Source organism: Chishuiella sp. (assembly GCF_032109125.1).
Taxonomy (GTDB): Bacteria; Bacteroidota; Bacteroidia; order Flavobacteriales; family Weeksellaceae; genus Empedobacter.
This window is the reverse complement of sequence record NZ_DAMCLZ010000008.1, coordinates 47645-70036: the sequence shown is the minus strand read 5'-3', so window position 1 is coordinate 70036 and position 22392 is coordinate 47645. Positions and strand designations below refer to the sequence as shown.

Annotated in this window: 20 protein-coding genes; 16 read left to right on the top strand and 4 right to left on the bottom strand. The window is 27.4% G+C overall.

Annotated elements, in window-relative coordinates:
- Positions 1-88: 88 nt before the first annotated feature.
- From RT575_RS09900 to RT575_RS09880, 5 genes are all read left to right on the top strand, one after another.
- Positions 89-697, top strand: coding sequence for a TetR/AcrR family transcriptional regulator (locus tag RT575_RS09900; RefSeq protein WP_313385841.1), 609 nt, complete (start codon positions 89-91; stop codon positions 695-697).
- Positions 698-704: 7 nt separating this feature from the next.
- Positions 705-2018: a TolC family protein gene (locus RT575_RS09895; protein ID WP_313580549.1), complete on the top strand. Its 1314-nt coding sequence runs from the start codon at positions 705-707 to the stop codon at positions 2016-2018.
- A 21-nt stretch (positions 2019-2039) separates the two neighbouring features.
- Complete coding sequence (locus RT575_RS09890; RefSeq protein WP_313580548.1) at positions 2040-3110, top strand: efflux RND transporter periplasmic adaptor subunit; 1071 nt, start codon at positions 2040-2042, stop codon at positions 3108-3110.
- Between the two features lie 12 nt (positions 3111-3122).
- On the top strand, positions 3123-6299 hold the full coding sequence (locus tag RT575_RS09885; RefSeq protein ID WP_313580546.1) for an efflux RND transporter permease subunit: 3177 nt from the start codon (positions 3123-3125) through the stop codon (positions 6297-6299).
- Positions 6300-6523: 224 nt separating this feature from the next.
- On the top strand, positions 6524-8293 hold the full coding sequence (locus RT575_RS09880; RefSeq protein WP_313580544.1) for a hypothetical protein: 1770 nt from the start codon (positions 6524-6526) through the stop codon (positions 8291-8293).
- A gap of 70 nt (positions 8294-8363) precedes the next feature.
- Here RT575_RS09880 and RT575_RS09875 read toward each other — a convergent pair whose 3' ends face one another.
- Together RT575_RS09875 and RT575_RS09870 are read right to left on the bottom strand one after the other, a co-directional pair.
- Positions 8364-9407, bottom strand: coding sequence for an acyltransferase (locus RT575_RS09875; protein WP_313580542.1), 1044 nt, complete (start codon positions 9405-9407; stop codon positions 8364-8366).
- Positions 9408-9506: 99 nt separating this feature from the next.
- A complete protein-coding gene (locus tag RT575_RS09870; RefSeq protein WP_313580540.1) occupies positions 9507-10709 on the bottom strand; it encodes a GTP-binding protein in 1203 nt (400 codons plus the stop codon).
- A 102-nt stretch (positions 10710-10811) separates the two neighbouring features.
- On the opposite strand from RT575_RS09870, the gene RT575_RS09865 reads away from it, so the two are divergent.
- The 7 genes from RT575_RS09865 to RT575_RS09835 all read left to right on the top strand — a co-directional run bounded on the left by RT575_RS09865 (position 10812) and on the right by RT575_RS09835 (position 16467).
- Positions 10812-11195 (top strand): Fur family transcriptional regulator, encoded by a 384-nt coding sequence (locus RT575_RS09865; protein WP_313385848.1) that lies wholly within the window; start codon positions 10812-10814, stop codon positions 11193-11195.
- Between the two features lie 66 nt (positions 11196-11261).
- Positions 11262-11783 (top strand): GNAT family N-acetyltransferase, encoded by a 522-nt coding sequence (locus tag RT575_RS09860; protein WP_313580538.1) that lies wholly within the window; start codon positions 11262-11264, stop codon positions 11781-11783.
- An 18-nt stretch (positions 11784-11801) separates the two neighbouring features.
- Positions 11802-12209, top strand: coding sequence for a hypothetical protein (locus RT575_RS09855; RefSeq protein ID WP_313580536.1), 408 nt, complete (start codon positions 11802-11804; stop codon positions 12207-12209).
- Between the two features lie 158 nt (positions 12210-12367).
- Positions 12368-13006, top strand: a complete 639-nt coding sequence (locus RT575_RS09850) for a lysophospholipid acyltransferase family protein (RefSeq protein WP_313580534.1) — start codon at positions 12368-12370, stop codon at positions 13004-13006.
- A gap of 9 nt (positions 13007-13015) precedes the next feature.
- On the top strand, positions 13016-14017 hold the full coding sequence (locus RT575_RS09845; protein ID WP_313385852.1) for an acyl-ACP desaturase: 1002 nt from the start codon (positions 13016-13018) through the stop codon (positions 14015-14017).
- Between the two features lie 101 nt (positions 14018-14118).
- Complete coding sequence (locus RT575_RS09840; protein ID WP_313385853.1) at positions 14119-15456, top strand: cytochrome ubiquinol oxidase subunit I; 1338 nt, start codon at positions 14119-14121, stop codon at positions 15454-15456.
- A 3-nt stretch (positions 15457-15459) separates the two neighbouring features.
- Positions 15460-16467, top strand: coding sequence for a cytochrome d ubiquinol oxidase subunit II (locus tag RT575_RS09835; RefSeq protein WP_313385854.1), 1008 nt, complete (start codon positions 15460-15462; stop codon positions 16465-16467).
- Between the two features lie 32 nt (positions 16468-16499).
- On the opposite strand, the gene RT575_RS09830 is transcribed toward RT575_RS09835, so the two are convergent.
- Positions 16500-17738: a GTP-binding protein gene (locus RT575_RS09830; RefSeq protein ID WP_313580531.1), complete on the bottom strand. Its 1239-nt coding sequence runs from the start codon at positions 17736-17738 to the stop codon at positions 16500-16502.
- Between the two features lie 154 nt (positions 17739-17892).
- On the opposite strand from RT575_RS09830, the gene RT575_RS09825 reads away from it, so the two are divergent.
- Positions 17893-19128, top strand: coding sequence for a metallophosphoesterase (locus RT575_RS09825; protein ID WP_313580529.1), 1236 nt, complete (start codon positions 17893-17895; stop codon positions 19126-19128).
- A 45-nt stretch (positions 19129-19173) separates the two neighbouring features.
- Here RT575_RS09825 and RT575_RS09820 read toward each other — a convergent pair whose 3' ends face one another.
- The gene (locus RT575_RS09820; RefSeq protein ID WP_313385857.1) at positions 19174-19536 is read right to left on the bottom strand and encodes a helix-turn-helix domain-containing protein; all 363 of its coding nucleotides are present in this window, start codon (positions 19534-19536) and stop codon (positions 19174-19176) included.
- Between the two features lie 153 nt (positions 19537-19689).
- On the opposite strand from RT575_RS09820, the gene RT575_RS09815 reads away from it, so the two are divergent.
- From RT575_RS09815 to RT575_RS09805, 3 genes are read left to right on the top strand one after another with little or no spacing between them, the layout of a single operon-like run.
- A complete protein-coding gene (locus tag RT575_RS09815; RefSeq protein ID WP_313580527.1) occupies positions 19690-21174 on the top strand; it encodes a hypothetical protein in 1485 nt (494 codons plus the stop codon).
- Between the two features lie 3 nt (positions 21175-21177).
- Positions 21178-21633 (top strand): hypothetical protein, encoded by a 456-nt coding sequence (locus RT575_RS09810; RefSeq protein WP_313580525.1) that lies wholly within the window; start codon positions 21178-21180, stop codon positions 21631-21633.
- Between the two features lie 28 nt (positions 21634-21661).
- Positions 21662-22294, top strand: a complete 633-nt coding sequence (locus tag RT575_RS09805) for a hypothetical protein (protein ID WP_313580523.1) — start codon at positions 21662-21664, stop codon at positions 22292-22294.
- Positions 22295-22392 lie beyond the last annotated feature (98 nt).

Sequence of the window (22392 nt, the reverse complement as noted above, 5' to 3'; positions counted from 1 at the left end):
CATTTATTTTATAAGTTGACATTTTTGTCAACTTTTTTTTATTTCTATTTGTCAAATTCAAAATATTTAATAATTTTGTTCAACAAAAATGTCAAACATTATTGTTGAATATAAATATATGAAGGATCAAACAGAAGAATTAATAAAAAATACAGCAAAAAAGATGTTTTTTGGAGAAGGTAAGTTTAATGCTACAACTCAAGAAATAGCTGATGAAGCACAAGTTAATCGTACATTGATTAATTATTATTTTAGATCTAGAAATAATCTTTTTGAAATTGTTTTTGAAGAAGCAATGAAACAACAACATGAGAAATCAGATTCTATTCTATATTCAAATGTTAGTTTTAAAGAAAAGATTAGTAATTATATAGATTATACACTTGGGGTAGCTATGGAATACCCATATTTAGAGATTTATCTTGTAACGCAAATCAATCAAGGTTGTATATATAAAGATAATGACCAGATGGATGATATCATATCTTTTATTGATAAAGAATTAAAGAAAGAGGTCGAAAATGGTACAATGAAACCAATTTCTCCTTTTCAATTTATTCTCAATCTAGTTTCTTTAGTTTCATTTCCAGCTTCAATGAGACCTATTTTTCAAGAATCATTTAAATTAAATGATCAACAATATAATACTATTCTTTCTGAACGTAAAGAAGTTATCATAAATACACTTTTTAAATAATAAACTGATGAAGAGATACAAGATTTTACTCTCTATAGTATTGTTAGGATTTTCTTACTTTTCGCAAGCACAAGAAATTGTTGCTTTAAAAGAAGCTATAAATTTCGCTTTACAAAATAAAGCTGATGCAAAAAGAGCTGATTTAGCAATAAAGAAAGCTGAATATAAAATTGATGAAGCAAGATCAGGAGCTTTACCTCAAGTAAATGCAAATACTGGGTTGCAATATAATCCAATTATACAAGAAACTGCTCTAACAATGCAAGGCCAAACCATTGTTATAAAAATGGGCCAGCCCTGGAATTCAAATTTAGGAGTTACTGTGAATCAAACATTATTTGATCAACGTGTTTTTACAGGTCTTAAAGCGGCTAAATCTACTAGAGAGTTTTACCAAATAAATGCAGATTTGACTGATGAGCAAATTATAGAAAGAGTTGCTAATGCTTATTATCAAGTTTTTGTTCAAGAAGAAAAACTAAAAACAATAGAAATAAGCTATTCAAATACATCAAAAGTTAGGGATGTTATTAAAAGTTTGGTAGAAAATGGACTTGCAAAGCAGATTGATTTAGATAGAATTTTAGTTCAATTAAATAATATTTCATCTACTAAACAACAATTATTGAATGCTGTAGATATAAATAAAAATGCTTTAAAATTTTACATGGGATATCCAATTAATCAACCAATTAATTTAGCTGATAATAAAATTGAACCTAATCTTGTTTTATTGGAAGATCATGTAAATGTAGAAAATAGAACAGAATTTAAAGTATTATCTAAGCAAAAGGAATTATTAGATTTTGCAAAAGAGGCTGAAAAAGCAAATCTTTATCCTACAGTAGGATTATCTGGGAATTATGGAGTACAAGGTTTTGGAGAAAATTTTATAACTGCAAAAAATTATACATGGTCAGATTTAGCATCAGTTGGATTTAATGTAAAAATTCCAATTTTCACAGGAGGTTTGGTGCGATCAAAAATAAATCAAGCAGAAATTGATTTATTAGATATACAAGAGCAAATAACTGATACCAAATTGAGTCTTGATTTAGAATATCAAAATGCTAAAGCACAAATAGAGAACGCTTTGAAAACAGTTGATATTCAGCAAGAAAATGTATCTATGGCACAAAAAGTTTTAAATAATACACAAAATAACTATCAACAAGGATTAGCAAATTTAACAGAAGTTCTTGATGCAGAAAACGCATTGACAGATTCTCGAAATAATTATTCTAATGCTTTATTAGAATATAAAATAGCTGAGGTTGCCTTAATTAAAGCCAAAGGAGATTTAAAAACATTAACACAATAATAGATTCTATAAAATATAAAAATGAAATCTGTAAAAACTTTACTTTATATATTAATTGCAGCAGGTTTAATAGCTGGTGCAGTTATCATCATCCAAAAAAATAAAGCAAAACAAGAGGAAGAAGTAGCTATTGTTAATCAATCTAATGATGAGGTTGTAGTAAAAACAATGAGAGCAAAATATGAAAGTTTAAACTCTGATTACTTAGCAAATGGAACATTTGCTCCATCTCAGGAATTAAGTTTCACTTCAGAAATATCTGGTCAAATCGTTCGTGTTTTGGTTAGAGAAGGTGATTATGTTCGTGTAGGACAAACTGTAGCTACAATTAAAAAAGATGCGATAGAAGTTGATATGTCTCAAGCACAAAATAACCTTCAGAATGCAATTATTGATAATCAACGTTATGAGAATGCTTTTAAAACAGGAGGAGTAACAAAACAACAATTAGATAATTCTAGATTACAATTAAAAAATGCTCGTGCTGCTGTAGAAGCACAGGGAATTCGTGTACGCGATACAAATGTAAAAGCAACAATTTCTGGAATTATAAATAAAAAATATATCGAACCAGGATCTGTTGTTGGTCCAGGAACACAAATGTTTGATATTGTAAATGTCTCAAAATTAAAATTAAAAGTAACAGTTACCGAAAGTGAAGTTGTTAATTTGAAAGTAGGGCAAATAATAAAAGTTTTAGCGAGTGTTTTTCCTGATAAAGAATTTGTAGGTAGAATATCTTTTATTGCACCAAAAGCTGACGAGTCTTTAAATTTTCCTTTAGAAATAGAAGTTGCTAATGATTCAGGTTTAAAAGCTGGAATGTATGGAACAGCTGTTTTTTCTACAAAAGATGATGTGAATGCAGGAAAAAATATGTTGATTATTTCTGCGGATGCATTTGTTAATGGAATTAGTTCTGGTCAAGTTTTCGTAGTAGAAAATAATTTAGTAAAATTAACTAAAGTTGTTGTTGGTAAAACAATTGGAACTAAAGTTGAAATTCTTAGTGGATTAAAAGATGGAACTGAAATTGTTACAAGTGGACAAATCAATTTGAAAGATGGTGCTAAAATAAAAGTTGTAAAGTAAGATTGATTCAATATGAAATTAGCAGAAATATCAATTAAACGTCCATCGATGATTATCGTGTTATTTACGATATTGATTTTAGGAGGATTGTTTAGTTATACGCAAATGGGATATGAATTAATCCCAAAATTCGAAACAAATGTTGTAACAATTTCAACAGTATATCCTGGAGCTTCTCCAAACGAAGTTGAAAATTCTGTTACCAAAAAGATTGAAGATGCTGTTGCAGCATTGGAAAATGTAAAAAAAGTTGAATCAAAATCATATGAAAGTTTATCTGTTGTATCTGTTACTTTAAATGCCGGAGCAGATGCAGATTTAGCTTTAAATGATGCTCAACGTAAAATAAATGCAATCGAGAAAGATTTACCAGATGATGTAGATCCGCCTTCGTTGACGAAATTCTCGTTAAGTGATTTACCTATTATTACAGCTGGTGTTACTTCTGATAAATTAACAGATAAGGCATTGTATGATTTATTAGATAAAAAAATAGAACCCGTTTTATCTCGTGTAAATGGTGTAGCACAAGTAAATTTGATTGGTGGTCAAGAAAGAGAAATTCAGGTTAGTATAGATCCTTTAAAATTGAAAGGTTATGGCTTATCTGTTCCTCAAGTTCAGCAAGCTATTCTAAGTTCAAATTTAGATTTCCCAACAGGAAGTGTAAAAACAAGAGAGAAATCTACAATTATTCGTTTATCAGGTAAATATAAGTCGATAGAAGAATTAAACAATTTAGTGATTTCTTCAAATAATGGAATACAAGTTCGTTTATCAGATATCGCTTTTGTGGAAGATTCACAAAAAGAAATAGAAAAAATAGCACGTGTTAATCAAAGTTCAGCAATTGTTGTACAAATAGTAAAACAGTCTGATGCAAATGCTGTTGCAGTTTCTGAATTAATGCGAACAACAATAAAAAAAGTAGAAGAAGATTACAAAACAGAGGGATTAAAAATTCAAATAGTTAATGATACTTCAGATTTTACTTTGGCTGCTGCTGATCACGTAATTTTTGATTTGGTTCTAGCTGTTGTTTTAGTTGCTGTAGTAATGTTATTGTTTTTGCACAGTATTCGTAATGCGTTTATTGTAATGGTATCTATTCCAGCATCATTAATAGCTACATTTATTGGGATGTATTTAATGGGATATACTCTAAACTTAATGTCGCTTCTTGGTTTGTCGTTAGTTGTTGGTATTCTAGTGGATGATGCAATTGTAGTTTTAGAAAATATTTATCGCCACATGGAGATGGGAAAATCTAAAATTAGAGCATCTTTTGATGGAGCTTCTGAAATTGGATTTACTGTTACCGCGATCACTCTAGTTATTGTTGTTGTATTTTTACCAATTGCAATGAGTACTGGTTTGGTAGCAGATGTTATTGCACAGTTCTGTGTTACAGTTGTTATAGCAACATTATTATCTCTTTTATCATCATTTACAATTGTTCCTTGGTTGTCTTCTCGTTTTGGAAAATTAGAACATATAACAGGGAAGAATTTGTTTGAGAAATTTATTCTTTGGTTCGAGAAGCAATTAACAAAATTCACTCATTTTATTTCAAATTTGTTAGAATGGTGTCTGAAAACTACAGCTCGTAGAGTAGGAGTTTTCATAGGAGTTTTTGTTATATTAATTCTTACAGTAGGTATACTAATGAGAGGAAATTACATTGGAGGAGAGTTTTTCCCTAAAACTGATAAAGGAGAATTTTTAGTTCAAATGGAATTACCAAAAGATGCAACGATAGAAGAAGCTAATTTTGTTTCTCAAAAAGCAGAAAAATTTCTTCGAGGTAAAAAAGAAGTTGTAGATATGATCACAACTGTTGGTCAAAGTTCTGAAGGTTTTGGAGCTTCTCAAGCAACTGCTTATAAATCAGAAATTGATGTGATTTTAGTTGATAAAACAAAACGTACAGATAACTCATTTATTTATGCTGCTAAAATAAAACAAGAGCTACAAAAAGAATTAGTTGGAGTTAAAGTAAAAACTGTTCCAGTTGGTTTAATTGGTGCAGAACAAGCTCCTGTAGCTTTAGTAGTCACAGGACCAAATTTAGAAAGTGCAATGAAATTTGCTGAATTAGCAAAAACAGAGTTAGAGCAAATAAAGGGGGCATCAGAAGTTAAATTAACGTCAGAAGCAGGTAATCCAGAAATTAATGTTCAAGTTGACCGCGATAAAATGGCTTCACTAGGACTTAATTTACAAACTGTTGGTGTAACTATGCAAACAGCATTTTCTGGAAATACAGATGGTAAATACCGTGCTGGTGATTATGAATATGATATTAATATTCAATACAATAATTTTAGTCGATCAAATATAGATGATGTTCGTAGTTTAATTTTTGTAAATGATAAAGGACAACAAATAAGATTGGATCAATTTGCATCAGTCACACAAAGTTCAGGACCAAGTTTCTTGGAACGTAGAGATAAAACACCTTCTGTAACGGTACAATCACAGGCAGTTGGTCGTACATCAGGAGATATTGTAAAAGAATTTAAAAAACGATTAATTAAAATTGATAGCAAAAAAACAACAGGTGTTTCTTATGTTTGGGGAGGAGACGAAGAAAACCAATCAGAAGGTTTCGGTACATTAGGTTATGCTTTATTAGCAGCTATCATTTTAGTTTATTTAGTAATGGTAGCTTTGTATGATTCATTTGCATATCCTTTTGTGGTTCTGTTCTCAATCCCATTATCGTTGATTGGAGTATTCTTAACGTTAGCATTAACAAATAATTCATTAAATGTTTTTACAATTTTAGGGATGATCATGTTGATAGGTTTAGTATGTAAAAATGCCATTTTATTGGTTGATTTTACAAACCATAGAAAAGCAGCTGGAGAAAGTACTCATGATGCATTAGTACAAGCCAATCATGCTCGTCTTCGTCCAATTCTTATGACAACCATAGCCATGGTATTTGGTATGATTCCTATTGCTATAGCAAAAGGAGCTGGAGCAGAGATGAATAATGGTTTAGCATGGGTAATTATAGGAGGTTTGGTTTCTTCCCTATTTCTTACGTTAATTATTGTACCTGTTGTATATTCACTTTTTGATAGTACAATTAATAGATTATCAAAAGGAGAAAAAGTAGATTATGAGGCAGAAATGATTGCTGATTATGAAGAGCGTCAAATAAAAGAAGAATGGGAACAATAATTTCCCCCATCTAAATCCTAATAATCAATCCGAAGTTTAATTTTATTATTCTTCGGATTTTTTTTATTTAAGTGATTATATTATTGTAAAAAGTTTTTTTATTATAAAAAAATAAGTATTATTTTATAGCCAGAATATGCTGTATAATTGATGAGTATTGATTTTGTTGGAATAATTATTGTTGCAAAAACATAATATTGTTTATTAATTTATAAGACAAATCAATGAAAAGAAATTTAATTTTTTTTATTTTGATTAGTTTTTATTCTATTTATTTGAATGCACAAATAGGAATAAATACAACTAATCCAAATGCAAAAGCTCTACTACATGTATCTGAGCAAAATAATTCTTCAGATGCTATTCAAAGTAAAGGAATAATTATTCCTAGATTAACTGAATCTCAAAGAAATGAAATTTCTCCAGGCGATACAGAAAATAGTTTAATGGTTTTTAACACAGATGAAGGGTGTTATAATTATTGGAATAGCACAGATAAAGAATGGAAAAGTTTATGTGGACAGTTAGGTAAGGCAACTTTTACAATAGAGTGTACATCTTTGGTTGCAAAAGGGAAGTATATAACTAAATCTGAAATGACGACTTCTAATTTTATTCAGATGAAAGTTACAGTTACTAAACCAGGAACCTATATTTTAACTGCTAAAACAAATAATAATAATGGGTATACTTTTCAAGCTGAAGGAACTTTTTTAGAAGCAGGAACTTTTACTGTTAATTTATCTGCAACAGGAACTCCAATAACAGCTACAACATCTGGAGCTACAGGAGATCAGGTTTTAATTTATAATTATGGAGAATTAATTTGTGATACTTTAAGAATAGTAGTTGAAGATTCAACGATTATTCCTGATTTTAGTATAAGTTGTTCAAGTATTATAGTAAATGGAACTTATACGGTAAATGAATCATTAACTGCAGCTAATACTTTAGTTATGAATGTAACTTCTCCAACTACTGCAAAAGGAGCAGCGTATTCTATTTCAACATCTACTGTAAATGGTTATTCTTTTAATGCTTCAGGAACTTTAACAGGAGGTAGTCAACAAATTACATTAATAGGTACAGGAAAACCAATAGTTAATGGATCTGATGAATTTACATTAACAACTAATAGTTCATCTGGGACAGCAAGTTGTTCTTTTACAGTAAAAACAGCAGCAAGAAAAATGAAAATAGTAGGTTTGGCTAATGCAGATGACTCATACAATATTGCTAGATCTGGTAATTTATTAAATCAAGTAATGCTTAATGCAAATTATTTTTCAAATAATCAATCAGCAGTCTATCCAGTAAATGGTTTTGAGTTTTTACAGCTAACAAGTCTTAGTACTACTGATCAAACTTCTTTTAGTAATTTCAATCCAGATATTGTTTTGGTACAATATAATTATTTCGTAACGTCATCTGCTGAAATACAATTTTTAGCTAATTATGTTGCCAATGGAGGAGTGCTTATTTACTGTTCTGATGGAGATGGGGCTACTACTGTAAGAAATTTAGCAGCTAGAGATCTTGCAAGATCTGTTTTTAGTGAGAATTTAATGGATGTTACAGATTCTGATACTAATAATTTAATGACTATTCAGGATACTGAAACATTAATTACTAATGGTCCTTTTTTAAATTTAGTAGGTAAATCAATGGGACGAGATGCTGGTAATAATTTTAGATTTACAATAAATGGATTTCCATTTGATAAAGCAACTATAATTGCTTATGGAGATGATTCAAATAATAGTATTAGAGCTTTTGTTAGTAAATCAAAAGGTTTTGCTTTTTTTGGAGATGGAGCTCCATTTGCAGCTAATCAAGGAACAGATCCATATAATTGGCCTGCTAAATTTAGAACAACTGGTGGTGTTACAGTTGCAGTACCTAATACATATAGTAGTGTAACAAGTTATAATTCTCATTTATTTCTTAATTTGATGGCTTGGGGTATTAATTATGCTCAAAAAAATAGGCCTTAAATAAGATTATATAATAACATTAAAAATAAAAGGATTTTGAATTTTTCAAAATCCTTTTATTTTTAATAAATTATTTATATTTCAACTTAAGGAAGGGTTTTTCAAAATACCTATATGATATAGAAGATAATATAATTGTAATTAAAAAAACCGAAAAATAGGATAACAATATCATAGTAATAGGACTTAGAAATGATACTTTTATTAGTAATAAGCCTATGATTTGAAATACAATTGCATGATACATATATATTCCATATGAAATTTCACCGAGATAAATTATATATTTATTATTGAGTAATTTATATGATTTTAGTGTAAGAATATATATTCCACAAGAAAATATAATCATACATAAAAAATGATAAAAGAAATCATTTAAATTTTCTATAAAGATATTAGTAGTTAATAATAATATGAAAAAAAATAATATAAAAAATTTTATAATAAAATTAATTTTTATTTTGATGAATAATGAAATATATGATAAAATACCTCCTGCAGTAAAATAAAAAAATAAAAGTCGAAATTTTCTTAAAATTTCAAGATTATCAATGTGATAAATAAACAAGTATATAAAAGAAAATGCAATCAAAAATTTTATAATATTTTCTTTTTTTAAAAAAATAAATAAAGGAGCAATAATTAAGTAAAATTGTTCTTCAATAGCAATAGACCAAAGAACTTCTATTATTCCACCAGGATTATAAGTAGAAAGTATATTAGCAAAAAATGTAAATCCAAGAAAAATTCCAATTATTGGGTTATATTCTTCATCAATAGAATAACCAAATAATTGGATTATAAAATTGTAATAAATTAACCCAAAAATTAAAACTATATAATACAATGGAGCTATTCTTAATATTCTATTTCTATAGAATTTTCTTAAGTCTATGGTGTTAGAATTATTTTTTTCTTTCAAGAGATTTCTAATAATTAAAAAACCGCTCAACGTAAAAAAAACATAAACCGCTTCTGTTCCTTTATAAAAAATATCTAATTTATCATAATATGGTAATCCTCTATTTTTCAAAAATTCAGAAAAGTGAAAAATAATAACTAGACTTGCTAAAATAAATCTTAACCCTGTGATATTTGGTAATTTTTTCATTTTTATTAGTGAATTACAAAAATATATAAAAAAGTCCGTAGTATAATATTAATCATAACTACAGACTTTGGTTGTAAAATACTAAACTAAACTATTATTTTATATATTTTTTGGAAAGGGATCATTAAAAGCTATATTATGATCAAACATATATTTTTCTTCTTCTTTTAATAGACAACTTTCTAAATCATTCAAGATTAATTTTCGATTTAAATCTTGTCCAATAAAAACCATTTCATTTTGTCTATCTCCCCAATTTTTATCCCATTTATCTTCAATATAATCTTGATTTTCATTAAAAGATGCATACATAATTCTTTCATTCATAGACATACTACACCACCAAATACCACTTTTTTCTAAACGGAAAGAACCTCCTGCTTGAGAAAAATTAAGAGCATCTTCTGGTCTCGAAGCTAACCAAAATAAACCTTTAGCTCGTATAACACCAGACGGATATTTTTGATTGATATAGTTCCAAAAACGTTCTGGATGAAAAGGTTTTTTACTTCTAAACACCAAAGAACTAATTCCATATTCTTCAGTTTCAGGAGTATGCTTTTCTTGTTGTAATTCTTTTTGCCAGCCAGCTGAATTTTGAACTGTTTCAAAATCGAATAAACCTGTATTTAATATTTCTTTAGGATCAATAATTCCAAATTCAGATGAAATAAATTTAGCATCTGGGTTTAATTTTTTTATTGTTGCTTTTAAAAAATTTACAGTCTCTTTATCAACAAGATCAGTTTTATTAAGAATAATTACATTTGCAAATTCAATTTGATCAGTTAATAAATTAACAATTGTTCTATTATCTTGGTCGATATCTGTAAGTTCTCTGTCTATCAGTAATTCATTAGAGCAGAAATCTTTAAAGAAATGGAGGCAATCTACTACAGTAACCATTGTGTCTATATAGCTAAATTTAGCTAAATCAATACCACTTTCTTCATCAACATAAGAAAAAGTTTGTGCAATTGGTAGTGGTTCTGCTATTCCAGTACCTTCAATTAATAGATAATCAAATTTATTTTCTTTTGCCAATCGTTCTACTTCGATTAACAAATCATCTCTTAATGTACAACAAATACAACCATTACTCATCTCAACTAGTTTTTCTTCAGTTCTAGAAAGTGTATTTTCATTTCTGATTAGTTTTGCATCAATATTAATTTCACTCATGTCATTTACTATCACTGCAACTTTCATATTCTGTTTATTATGAAGGATATGATTTAGTAATGTAGTTTTTCCTACTCCAAGAAAACCACTTAAAACAGTAACAGGAATTTTTTTATGCATTTTATTATGATCTATTTATGATAATAAATTATTTCTTATCGTAACTTTATTGCACAAAAGTATATATATAATTTTATTATTGCAACTTTGTTGCTTTTAAATATGAAACAAAAACGAAATACACAAGCTAAAACAGAGATAATCAATTTAATAGATTCTTCAGAAAAGGCATTGTCTCATTCTGATATTCAAATTAAATTAGATGGTTTATGTAATAGAGTTACTATTTATAGAGTACTTGATAGATTAGAAGAGGAAGGATTGATTCATAAATTTGTTAATGTTGATGGTGTAATTAATTTTGCGAAATGCAAAAATTGTTCAACTAAGCATATACATGACCATCTTCATTTTAATTGTGAAGTATGTAATTCTGTAACTTGTATAGAGCAAGTTATTCCAAAAATGAATTTACCTAAAAATTATATTGTTCATCAATATAATTATGTCTTAAGTGGAATTTGTGATAAGTGTTCAACGAAATAATTTTTTAATTTTTTTTGAAAACTTAAATTTTATTTTTAAGTTTTTATAACTTGGTAAAAAAAAAAAATGTTTGATAAATTAACTCTACGTAAAGCTACACAAGATCATGCGGATAGAATTTGGGAAATTCTTCAGCAAGCAATTTTAAAAAGAAAGGAAGAAGGAAGTACTCAATGGCAAGAAGGATATCCTAACCCTAATGTTATAAATGATGATATTACGAAAGGTATAGGATATGTTGTATTTCATTCAGAAAACAATTCAATAATAGGTTATGTTGTTATAATGGATGATATAGAACCTACTTATAATGAGTTGTCTGGAGGTAAATGGCTAACAGATGGGAAATATGTTGTTGTCCATCGTCTTGCTACTGCACAAGATGTAAAAATAAAAGGATTAGGAACTTGGGTAATGCAACAAGTAGAAAATGTAGCATTATCAAAAAACATAACAAGTATAAAAGTTGATACTAATTTTGATAATGATGGTATGTTAAGAGTTTTTGAAAAATTAAATTATGTTTATTGTGGTGAAGTGTTTTTTAGAGGAGGTAGTAGAAGAGCTTTTGAAAAATTATTAGTATAATTTTTATATACATAATTTATGATCAGATTATTTAATAAATTATTTTTTACGATTTCATTAATAGTATTATCAAGTTGTTTTAATTCAAATACAATTTCAAATACAAAAACAGTAAATAATTACGAGATAAATGATTTATCTGGCAAATGGATTATAAAAAATAGTAATGATTACATAATTTTTGAAGACACTACAAAAAAAATTGTTTTAAAAACATCTTGTGGAATAATTACTGGTGATTTTACAAAAATTAATCAAGCTTTAATTTTTAATCATTTAATTGATTATTCATCTGACTGTAAAGTTCCTCAAGATATAAAAGATAGATTAAATGGAATTGCTTATTATAAAGTAAACTCTTCTAAAGATCTAACTTTGTATGATGAAAATCATAACGAAAAGTTAACTTTACTTTATAACAAGTAAAACATTGCTTAAATTTTATTATGCAAAGCATAATTTTTATAGATTTGTCTAAATTTTTAACATTGAAGAAAATTTTAAGTTATCCGTTAACCATAATTTTTTATATATTTTTTGGATTAACATTGTTGATTATGCATGTTGTACAAGTTTTGTGCAATATGATAGGTGGATATAGTGCACACCATAAAAGTGTGAAATTATTGAATAAGCTTTTAGTTGATTGTACGAGAATATTAGGAACAACTTATACATATTCTGGACATGAAAATTTAATAAAAAATGTTCCATTAATATTTGTGAGCAATCATCAAAGTATGTATGATATATCTCCAATAGAATATGATTTATCAGATTATCATCCAAAATTTATTTCTAAAATTGAATTAGGGAAAGGATTTCCAAGTATATCGTATAATCTTAGAAACGGGGGATCAGCATTAATTGATAGAAAGAATGGGAAACAAGCAATAGAAGAAATAAAAAAACTAGCGTTATATATCCAAAAGAATAATTATTCTGCTGTTATATTTCCTGAAGGTACTCGTAGTAAAGATGGAACACCAAAAGCTTTTAAAGAAAATGGATTGAAAGTCTTAACTAAATATGCTAAAGATGCCTATATAATTCCTGTAACATTAAATAATACTTGGAAATTAAACAGATATGGAATTTTTCCAATGAATGTTGGTACAAAAATTACCATTCAATATCATAAACCTCTAAAAGTAAGTGAATATAAATTTCAAGAAATTTTAGAGCTTACTGAAAAAGTAGTAACAGAAAGTATAACCACATAAAATAATAATATGTCAATAAAAAATGTTCGACTGGAAGTGATGCAATTTATCGAAAAAGATATAGATACTTACATGGATAAATTCCTTGTTCCAGCTGATAAAATTTGGCAACCTACAGATTTTTTACCTAATTCTCAGAGTGATTCTTTTTTTGATGAAATAAAAGAATTAAGAGAATTGTCAAAAGATTTACCCGATGATTTTTGGATTACTTTAATAGGTGATACAATAACAGAAGAAGCTTTACCAACTTATGAATCTTGGTTGATGCAAATGGAAGGTGTTGTAGATGAATCTGGAGAGTACATAGAAAATGGATGGTCTAAATGGATTCGTCATTGGACTGGGGAAGAAAATCGTCATGGAGATGTATTAAATAAATTTTTATATCTATCAGGAAGAATTAATATGAGAGAAGTTGAGGTTACTACACAACATCTTATTAATGACGGATTTGATATTGGTACAGCTCATGATCCTTATAAAAATTTTGTTTATACAAGTTTTCAAGAATTAGCTACTTATATTTCTCATAATAATGTTTCTGCTATTGCTAAAAAATATGGAGCAAAGAAACTTTCACGTATGTGTAAAATTATTGCTGGAGATGAAATGAGACATCATTTGGCTTATTCTGAATTTGTTCGCCGTATTTTTGAAGTTGATCCTTCTGAAATGATGTTAGCTGTTCAACATATGTTTAAGTTAAAAATTGTAATGCCAGCACATTTTTTACGTGAATCTGGAGAAGCTAGAGGAACTTTATTTGATGCTTTTTCTGATGCAGCTCAGCGTATAGGTGTTTATACAGCTTTTGATTATATTGAAATAATGAGAAAACTTATTGAAATATGGAAGTTAGATAAAGTAACTGGATTAAATGCTGAAGCTGAAAAAGCTAGAGATTATATCATGAAATTCCCAGAAAGAATGGAAAGAATATCACAACGTATTGTTATTCCAGAAATTGGCCCAGATTTTAAATGGTTGATACCATCAACAGCAAAATAATAAATGTAATTTATCATAAAAAAGAGGTGTATCGTATGCGATATACCTCTTTTTATTTACTAACTTTACTATGTTAAACGATTAATTAAAAAATAAAATTTATGGACGATTTTATAGCTGCACGAAGTCAGATGGCAATGTCCTTAGCCTTTCACATTATTTTTTCTTGTGTAGGAATGGTAATGCCATTCATGATGGCTATAGCTCATTATAAATATTTAACAACAAAAAAAGAAATTTACAAGGGATTGACCAAAGCTTGGAGTAAAGGTGTAGCTATTCTTTTTGCAACAGGTGCTGTTTCTGGAACTATGTTATCTTTTGAGTTAGGATTGTTGTTTCCTAAATTTATGGAACATGCAGGACCAATATTTGGAATGCCTTTCTCCTTAGAAGGAACTGCTTTTTTTATAGAAGCAATTGCTTTAGGTTTTTTTCTTTATGGATGGGACAAATTTAATAAATGGTTTCATTGGTTTTGTGGGGTTATCGTAGGGATTAGTGGTTTAGCCTCTGGTATTCTAGTTGTTGCTGCAAATGCGTGGATGAATTCACCTTCAGGGTTTGATTTTATAAATGGAGAATACCTAAATATTGATCCAGTAAAAGCAATGTTTAATGCAGCTTGGTTTTCTCAAGGATTACACATGACTATTGCAGCTTTTTGTGCTACTGGTTTTGCTGTTTCTGGATTACATGCTTTTTTAATTTTAAGAGGGAAAAATGTAAATTTTCATAAAGAAGCTTTTAAAATAAGTTCAGTTTTAGCTATAGTTGCAGCATTAATATCACCTATGAGTGGAGATATTTCAGCTAAAGATGTAGCAAAGAGACAACCTATAAAATTAGCAGCAATGGAAGCTCATTTTAAAACTGAAAAAAATGCCGAATTTGTTTTAGGAGGAATTGTAAATGAGAAAGAACAAAAAGTTGATTATGCAATAAAAGTTCCTGGATTATTAAGTTTCTTAGTTCATTCAGATTTTCATACAGAAGTAAAAGGATTAGATGCTTTTCCAAAAGATGAATGGCCTCCTGTACCTATTGTTCATTATGCTTTTCAAACAATGATTACTTTTGGTATGCTGATGATGGGAATTGCTGCAATTTATTTAATTGCTCATTTTTTCAAAAAGGAATGGCTTACTCAATCATGGTTTTATAAATTGTTTATGATAGCAACTCCATTTGGATATATTGCTTTGGAAGCAGGTTGGACTGTTACAGAAGTAGGTAGGCAACCTTGGATTATTTATGGAATTTTAAGAACAATGGATTCTATAACACCAATGCCTGGAATTCAGTATTCATTCTACATTTTTACGTTTGTATTTATAACATTATCAATTATTTTAGTTTTTTTAATGAATAGACAAATACAAATGGTTGCCAAATTATATGATCCAGAAGATCCTAATTATAAATCAGAAAAACATTAGATTATGATTTACGTAGTAATAGCCTTTTTATGGGTTTCAATCTGTTTATATTTAATTTTTGGAGGAGCAGATTTTGGAGCAGGAATAGTTGAATTATTTTCTAGTAAAAAATATAAAAGTAGAACCAAAACAATTATGTATAATTCGATAGGTCCTATTTGGGAAGCGAATCATATGTGGTTAATTATTGCTATTGTTGTGCTATTTGTAGGTTTTCCTGTAATATATGCTGATGTTTCTAACTATTTACATATACCATTAGTTATTATGTTATTAGGAATTATAGCTAGAGGAACATCTTTTACATTTAGAAATTATGATGTAATTAACGATAAGTGGCATAATCTATATGATGTTATTTTTACTTATTCTAGTATAGTAACTCCTTTCTTTTTAGGAATAATTGCTGGTGCTATTGTATCTGGAAGTATAGATAATAATGCAATAGGTTTTCAAGATGCATATATATTTTCTTGGTTAACATGGTTTAATTTATCAGTCGGATTATTTACAACAACTATTTGTGCTTTTTTAGCATCTGCTTATTCAATACAAACTGTAAACGAAGAAGAAGATAGAGTAAAATTAAGAAGAAGAGCAAAAATTTATACAGTTGCTATTTTTGCTGCAGGTGCAATTGTGTTTGGAGTGTCCTTATGGAAAGGAATTCCGCTTTTTGATTGGATTACAGATCAAATTTATGGATATATAGCAGTGACATTAGCAACATTATCAATTGTATTGTTGTTAGTTTCACTTAATCAGAAAAAAGATAATTATATAAAAGTATATGCGGCATTAATTGTTGTAATGATTTTATTTGCTGCCTCATATTCTCATTATCCAAACTTATTGTATTTTTCTGATGGTTCAACATTATCATTAATTGATAATAATGGAGGGCAAGGAGCTATTAATATGTTGGCTTGGGCATTATTACTTGGTTCAATATTTATTTTACCATTTTTCTTTTATTTGATATATTCATTTAATCAGAAACAAAAAATATAAATATAAAAAAATCGAGCAATTGCTCGATTTTTTTATGAATTAAATTTAGATTGCCATTCAACGATTTCACTTTCGTTTAATAAACAAGCATTTAATTCTTCTGTTATTTTTTCTTTGTCTAATCCTTCACCAATAAAAACAAGTTCAATTGTTCTATCTCCCCATTCTTTAGACCATTTAGAGTCAATTTCTTTTTGATTAAATTGGTAAGCTGCAAATTGTATTCTTTCGTCATAAGACATAGAACACCACCAAGCTCCAGCAGGATCAATGCGAATACTTCCACCAGCTTGACTTAAATATATTGCATCATTCGGTCGATTTGCTAACCAAAACAAACCTTTAGATCTGTAAATACTTGCAGGAAAGTTATCATTTAGATACGTTAAAAAACGCTCTGCATTAAAAGGTATTTGTCGACGATAAACAAAAGAAGTCATACCATATTTTTCTTCTAAATGATCATGATGTTCATGTGTACAATGTTCTCCACATTCATGGTCATGATGATGATGATGTTCCTCTTTTTCTTGCTCTTCCAATAATTTTACCCAAACATCCATATCTTGAATTTTTTCAAAATCGAATAAGTTTGTATTTAAAATTTCGTTCAAATCAATATGTGAAAAACTAGCTGGAATTAGTTTTGCATTTGGATTTAATTTTTTTACGAATCCTTCTATTTTTAATAATGTTTCTTCATCAACTAAATCCATTTTATTAAGAATAATCACATTAGAGAATTCTATCTGATCGATTAATAAATTTACAATAGGACGATTATCTTCTTTATTTTCAGTAAATCCTCTATCAAAAACATCTTCATCTGTACCTAAATTTTTGAAGAAATTAAATGCGTCAACAACAGTAACTAAAGTGTCTAAACGAGAAACTTTAGGTAAATCTATTTTTCCATCAGGTGATACAAAATCAAGTGATTGAGCAATAGGTCCTGGATCAGAAATACCAGAACTTTCAATAACTAAATAGTCATATTTTCCAGTTTTTGCTAATTTTTCAATTTCAACAATTAAATCTTCTCTTAGTTCGCAACAAACACAACCATTACTTAGTTCAACTAATTTTTCATCTGTTTGAATTAAATTATTATCACGAGCAACCATTTGAGCATCGATGTTTACAGCACCCATATCATTAACGATAACTGCTATTTTTAATCCTTTTTTGTTGTGTAATATATGATTGAGAAGTGTTGTTTTTCCGCTTCCAAGAAATCCAGAAAGTACCGTAACAGGTAATCTATTTTCCATAATTTTTTTTTAGTGAATTGATACAAATTTACGACTTTATAATGCATCTATATATTGCTCTATGATTTATTTTATTTATAATTATCTGTTAATAATTCAATAATATTAAACAAGTGTTTAAAATTGTTTTATTTTTGTTCAAAATCAATCAGAAATGTTTACAAACGCTGTTATTATTTTAATAATTGTTTTTAGTATACTTGAAATTTACCTTTATTTCAATTTTAAAAAATTCATAAAAAGCAAATTAATTTTATTTAGCAATATATTTATTTGGATTACTGTATTAGCTAACTTTGGATATAATTTAATCTTTTTTGATCGTTCAGTTGGTCAAACTCAAACAACGATGTTAGCAACTGGCTTGTTTTTATTATTTGGTCTTCCTCGTTTATTTTTAGTAATCATCTATTTCTTTCAAGATGTTGTTCGTGGTTTAGGATGGATTGTAAATCGAATCATAAATAATAAAAATAAGCAAACTGATAGTTATCTTCCATCTCGAAGAAAATTTATTATGATTTCTGGTTTATCTATTGCTGCAATTCCTTTTTTCAGTTTATTGTATGGAATGATTCAAGGGAAATATAATTTTAAAGTTATCAGAAAAAAATTGGCTTATGATCGTTTACCAAAATCATTTAATGGATTTAAAATCCTCCAAATTTCTGATATACATTCCGGAAGTTTAGATAATAGAGAGAAAATTGAATATGCAATTGATCTTATTAATCAACAAGATTTTGATATATTTCTATTTACAGGTGATATTGTTAATAATTTTCATTGGGAAATGGATAAATGGATAGAAGTTTTTTCTAAGATAAAACAAGCTCCTTATGGTAATTATGCTGTACTTGGTAATCATGATTATGGAGAATATACTGATTGGAAATCAGAAGAAGATAAACAAGAAAATTTTGAAAAAATAAAAGCAATCTTCCCAAAAATAGGAATGGAATTATTGTTAAATGAAAATAGATTTATTCATAAAAATGGAGAAAAAATCGCTTTAGTAGGCGTACAAAATTGGGGAACACGCTTTAAAAAATTAGGAGATTTAAAAGTTGCTTCTGAAGGAGTTAATTTTTCGGATTTTAAAGTTTTGATGTCTCATGATCCATCGCATTGGAATGAAATAGTAAAATCTGATCCTAAACATTATGATTTAACATTATCTGGACATACACACGGAATGCAATTTGGAATAGAAGTTCCAAAAATTGGATTAAAATGGAGCCCCGCTGAATATATATATCCTCAATGGGCAGGATTTTATAATTACCAAGGAAAAATAATTAATGTGAATAGAGGTTTCGGTTATCATTTTTTTCCTGGTAGAGTAGGAGTTTGGCCAGAAATAACTATGATAGAATTACAAACTAGTTAATTTTAAAATATATAATAAAATAAACATAAAGAAGTTTCAAAAGATTTATAAATCTTTTGAAACTTCTTTATGTTTTACAGCCCAATTTTCTAATTGTCTCCAAATAGGAATTAAATCTTTTGCAATTTCAGTTAATTCATAATCTACTTTAGGAGGAACTTCAGCATATACAGTTCTCGTGATTAATCCTTCTTTTTCTAATTCTCTTAATTGTAATGTTAACATTCTTTCTGTAATACCATCAATTAAGTTTCTCAGTTCACTGTAACGAAGTTTTCCATGTTCTAATTTACCAAGAATTAGAATTTTCCATCTTCCACCAATTTTACATACAGCATAAGCTAAATCACATTCTAAAACATATTTTTCATTCTGCATATTAGTAGAATTTTCTTTTCTCTTTCCCATAGTTTATAAATTTATATGCATAAGTATAGATTTTGTAAAAATACTAATTGATAAATTATTTATTTAAATCAAATTTTTATTTATTTCAATATAACTGAAAATAGGGATTGTTTTGTTGTTCTATTCTAGTTAATATTGATCAAACTCTAAAAAATGAAAACAATAATACTTAGTATCATTTTTATGTTGAATTCAGTTATGGCTTGTACACAAGAGAAAAATGATAACTTATCTACTATAAATTTAAACTTGAAAGAAATAACGATCGTTCCTTTTTTAACAAAGCAAAATGAATTTATATATGTAGATAAAATAAGTTTTAAACCAGTTATTAATCAACATTTTCAAACTGCAACAACATTTACACCAACAGGTTTTGCAGTTGTAAGCAATGAAAAAAATGAATATGCTGTCGTTAATGAAACAGGTGAAATAATAATGAATTATTCTCCTTATGGAATTGATTTGAATGTTATAAATGGTCTTACTTTTTATAAAAAAAATTTAGAGTATGAAAAGAAAATGCCTTTTTATAAATGGGATTGGAATATTATGGGCAGCGGTATAAAAAAAGAACAAACTTATCATAAAACTGAAATTGGAATTTTAGAAAGTAAACAAATTTTACTTGATAAAGATATTCCGTATTTAGAAGATAATTTTTATCTCAATTTTATTGCATTAGATGAAAATCATATCTTTTGGAATGAAACTCTTTATCAAATAAAAAATAAAAAATTATATAAAATAGAGACTAACATTGCTGAGTTATTAGAAAATAAAAAGTATTTAAAAAATACTAATAATAGTTTTTCAATTTATGAATTAAATAAGAAAAAACCTATTCTAAATGGATTAATCGGTGTAGATAAAATGTTAATTTTATTTAATAAAGATAATATTGTATTGAATGATATAAATAAAGAACGTTTTGCTCCAGAAGTTCCTAAAATTTTACTTGATAGTAAAAATAATGTTTACCCTTTTCCTCAATATGATAAAGTTTTTCCTCAAAAAATTAAAAAAGCAACAACTGCTCAAATTGATTTTTTAAGAAAAACGACTTTAATATATTCAATCAATAATTCGCCTTATTTTTTATTAGGAATTTTCAATTATGACCATAATGTTTGGGCATATGATTGGCTTTATGTTGATGTTGAAGGTAATATGTTAGATGCATTAGAAAGTACATATAATTTCAAAGTTTTAGATCAGGTTGGAAATTTAGTTTGGCCAGATCGAAAAATGATTTTTCCTGATGAGTTGAATACAGAAAAATGGAAATTTGGGAAAATAAATTCTTATGAAGGAATGCATAACTTATATATAATTCCAATCGAAAATAAAGAAGAAATTCGCACCAAAGGTTTATGGAATAGCCAAACTAAAGCTTGGGAAATAAAACCTGAATATTATAATATATCAGTGTTAGATACAGAACAAGGGATTTATGCTTTACAAAAAGAAGAAAAGGGTTTGTTTATGCTTTATGATAATAAATCCAAAAAAATGGTTTCATTAAAAAAATATTATGCTGTTAATTCAAATGGATTGGTCAGTGTAAAGCAAAATGATGATGAAACTATTTATTATTACATTGATATTTATTCAGGAAAGGAATACAAAGAAGATTAAATAATGGAAATAGATTTAAAAAATATTAATGATAAAATTAAACAAAAAATAGAACAGCATTATTCTAATAAATTTGTTTATGCTATACCATATTGGACAATGATAAGTGCTTTACCAGATATTTTTATAACGCTTACAATTCATGGAAAAAATGGAATTAATTTAATTAAACAAAAGTTAGATTTTGAAGTAGATTTTAATAGCAAAGAATCATTGGAATATTATGTGAATTTTTTACAGCATAAAATGGATATACAAGAAAAAATTATAGGATATATTTTTTTTTATAAAATGAATGCAATAGCTGTAAAAGATGTAAATTATACTTTACATTTAACAGATTTTCAAGAAAAAGAATTACAAAAATTTAATCAAAATCAAGTAGAAGATTATGGTATGCTAATTACTGATTGTGATTTGAATGTACTAGATTCAACAAATGAATTAAATGAATTTTAGAAAATATAATTGATTTAAATGATGATAAATGAATTTTAAAAATATATTAGTTTTTATTTTAAGTATAATTAGTCTTTTAGTAAATGCTCAAATAGAAACTGGAGTGTACTTTGCTAATGATAAGAAGTATAACGAAATTATTGAAGATTTAGGAAATCCTTTAGATGGAAATCCTCTAATGATTGTTAAAACATTTGTACCAAATAATGGAAGTTATATTTGGTATTTAAATGAAGGTAAGGCTAAAAATAAAGCATTTTTAAATGATAATCCAAAAGATTTGTATGCAGGTATTTACATTGAAGATCATGGAGGGATAATACCAATAATAACATTTAGAGATTTTGCAAAAGGGTTAGCTCAGCCAAAATATTTATTGAATTATTGTGAAGTTGATGACGTTGATAAGGATGGATTTCCTGAATTTTATCTTACTTATTTTGAGGAATCTGATGGTTTAGATGCAAAACCATTAAAAGTTATTATTTATACAAAAACAGATAATAAAAATTTTTTGAAATCAAAAATTACAGCTTGGATTCCATTTCAATCCGAAGATGAATATTATGAAGAGAAAGATTATAATTTTAATTTAATCTCTCAAAAGATTCAGCACAAAGCCAAGAAAATTTTAAAAGAAGCAAGAAATAATATAGATTAAAAATTTTAATTATTTTCTTTTAAAAAACTCCATTATCAGGGATATTTTCTATTCATACTTTTAAGTACCTTTCATCTTAATAAAATTATTAATGATTA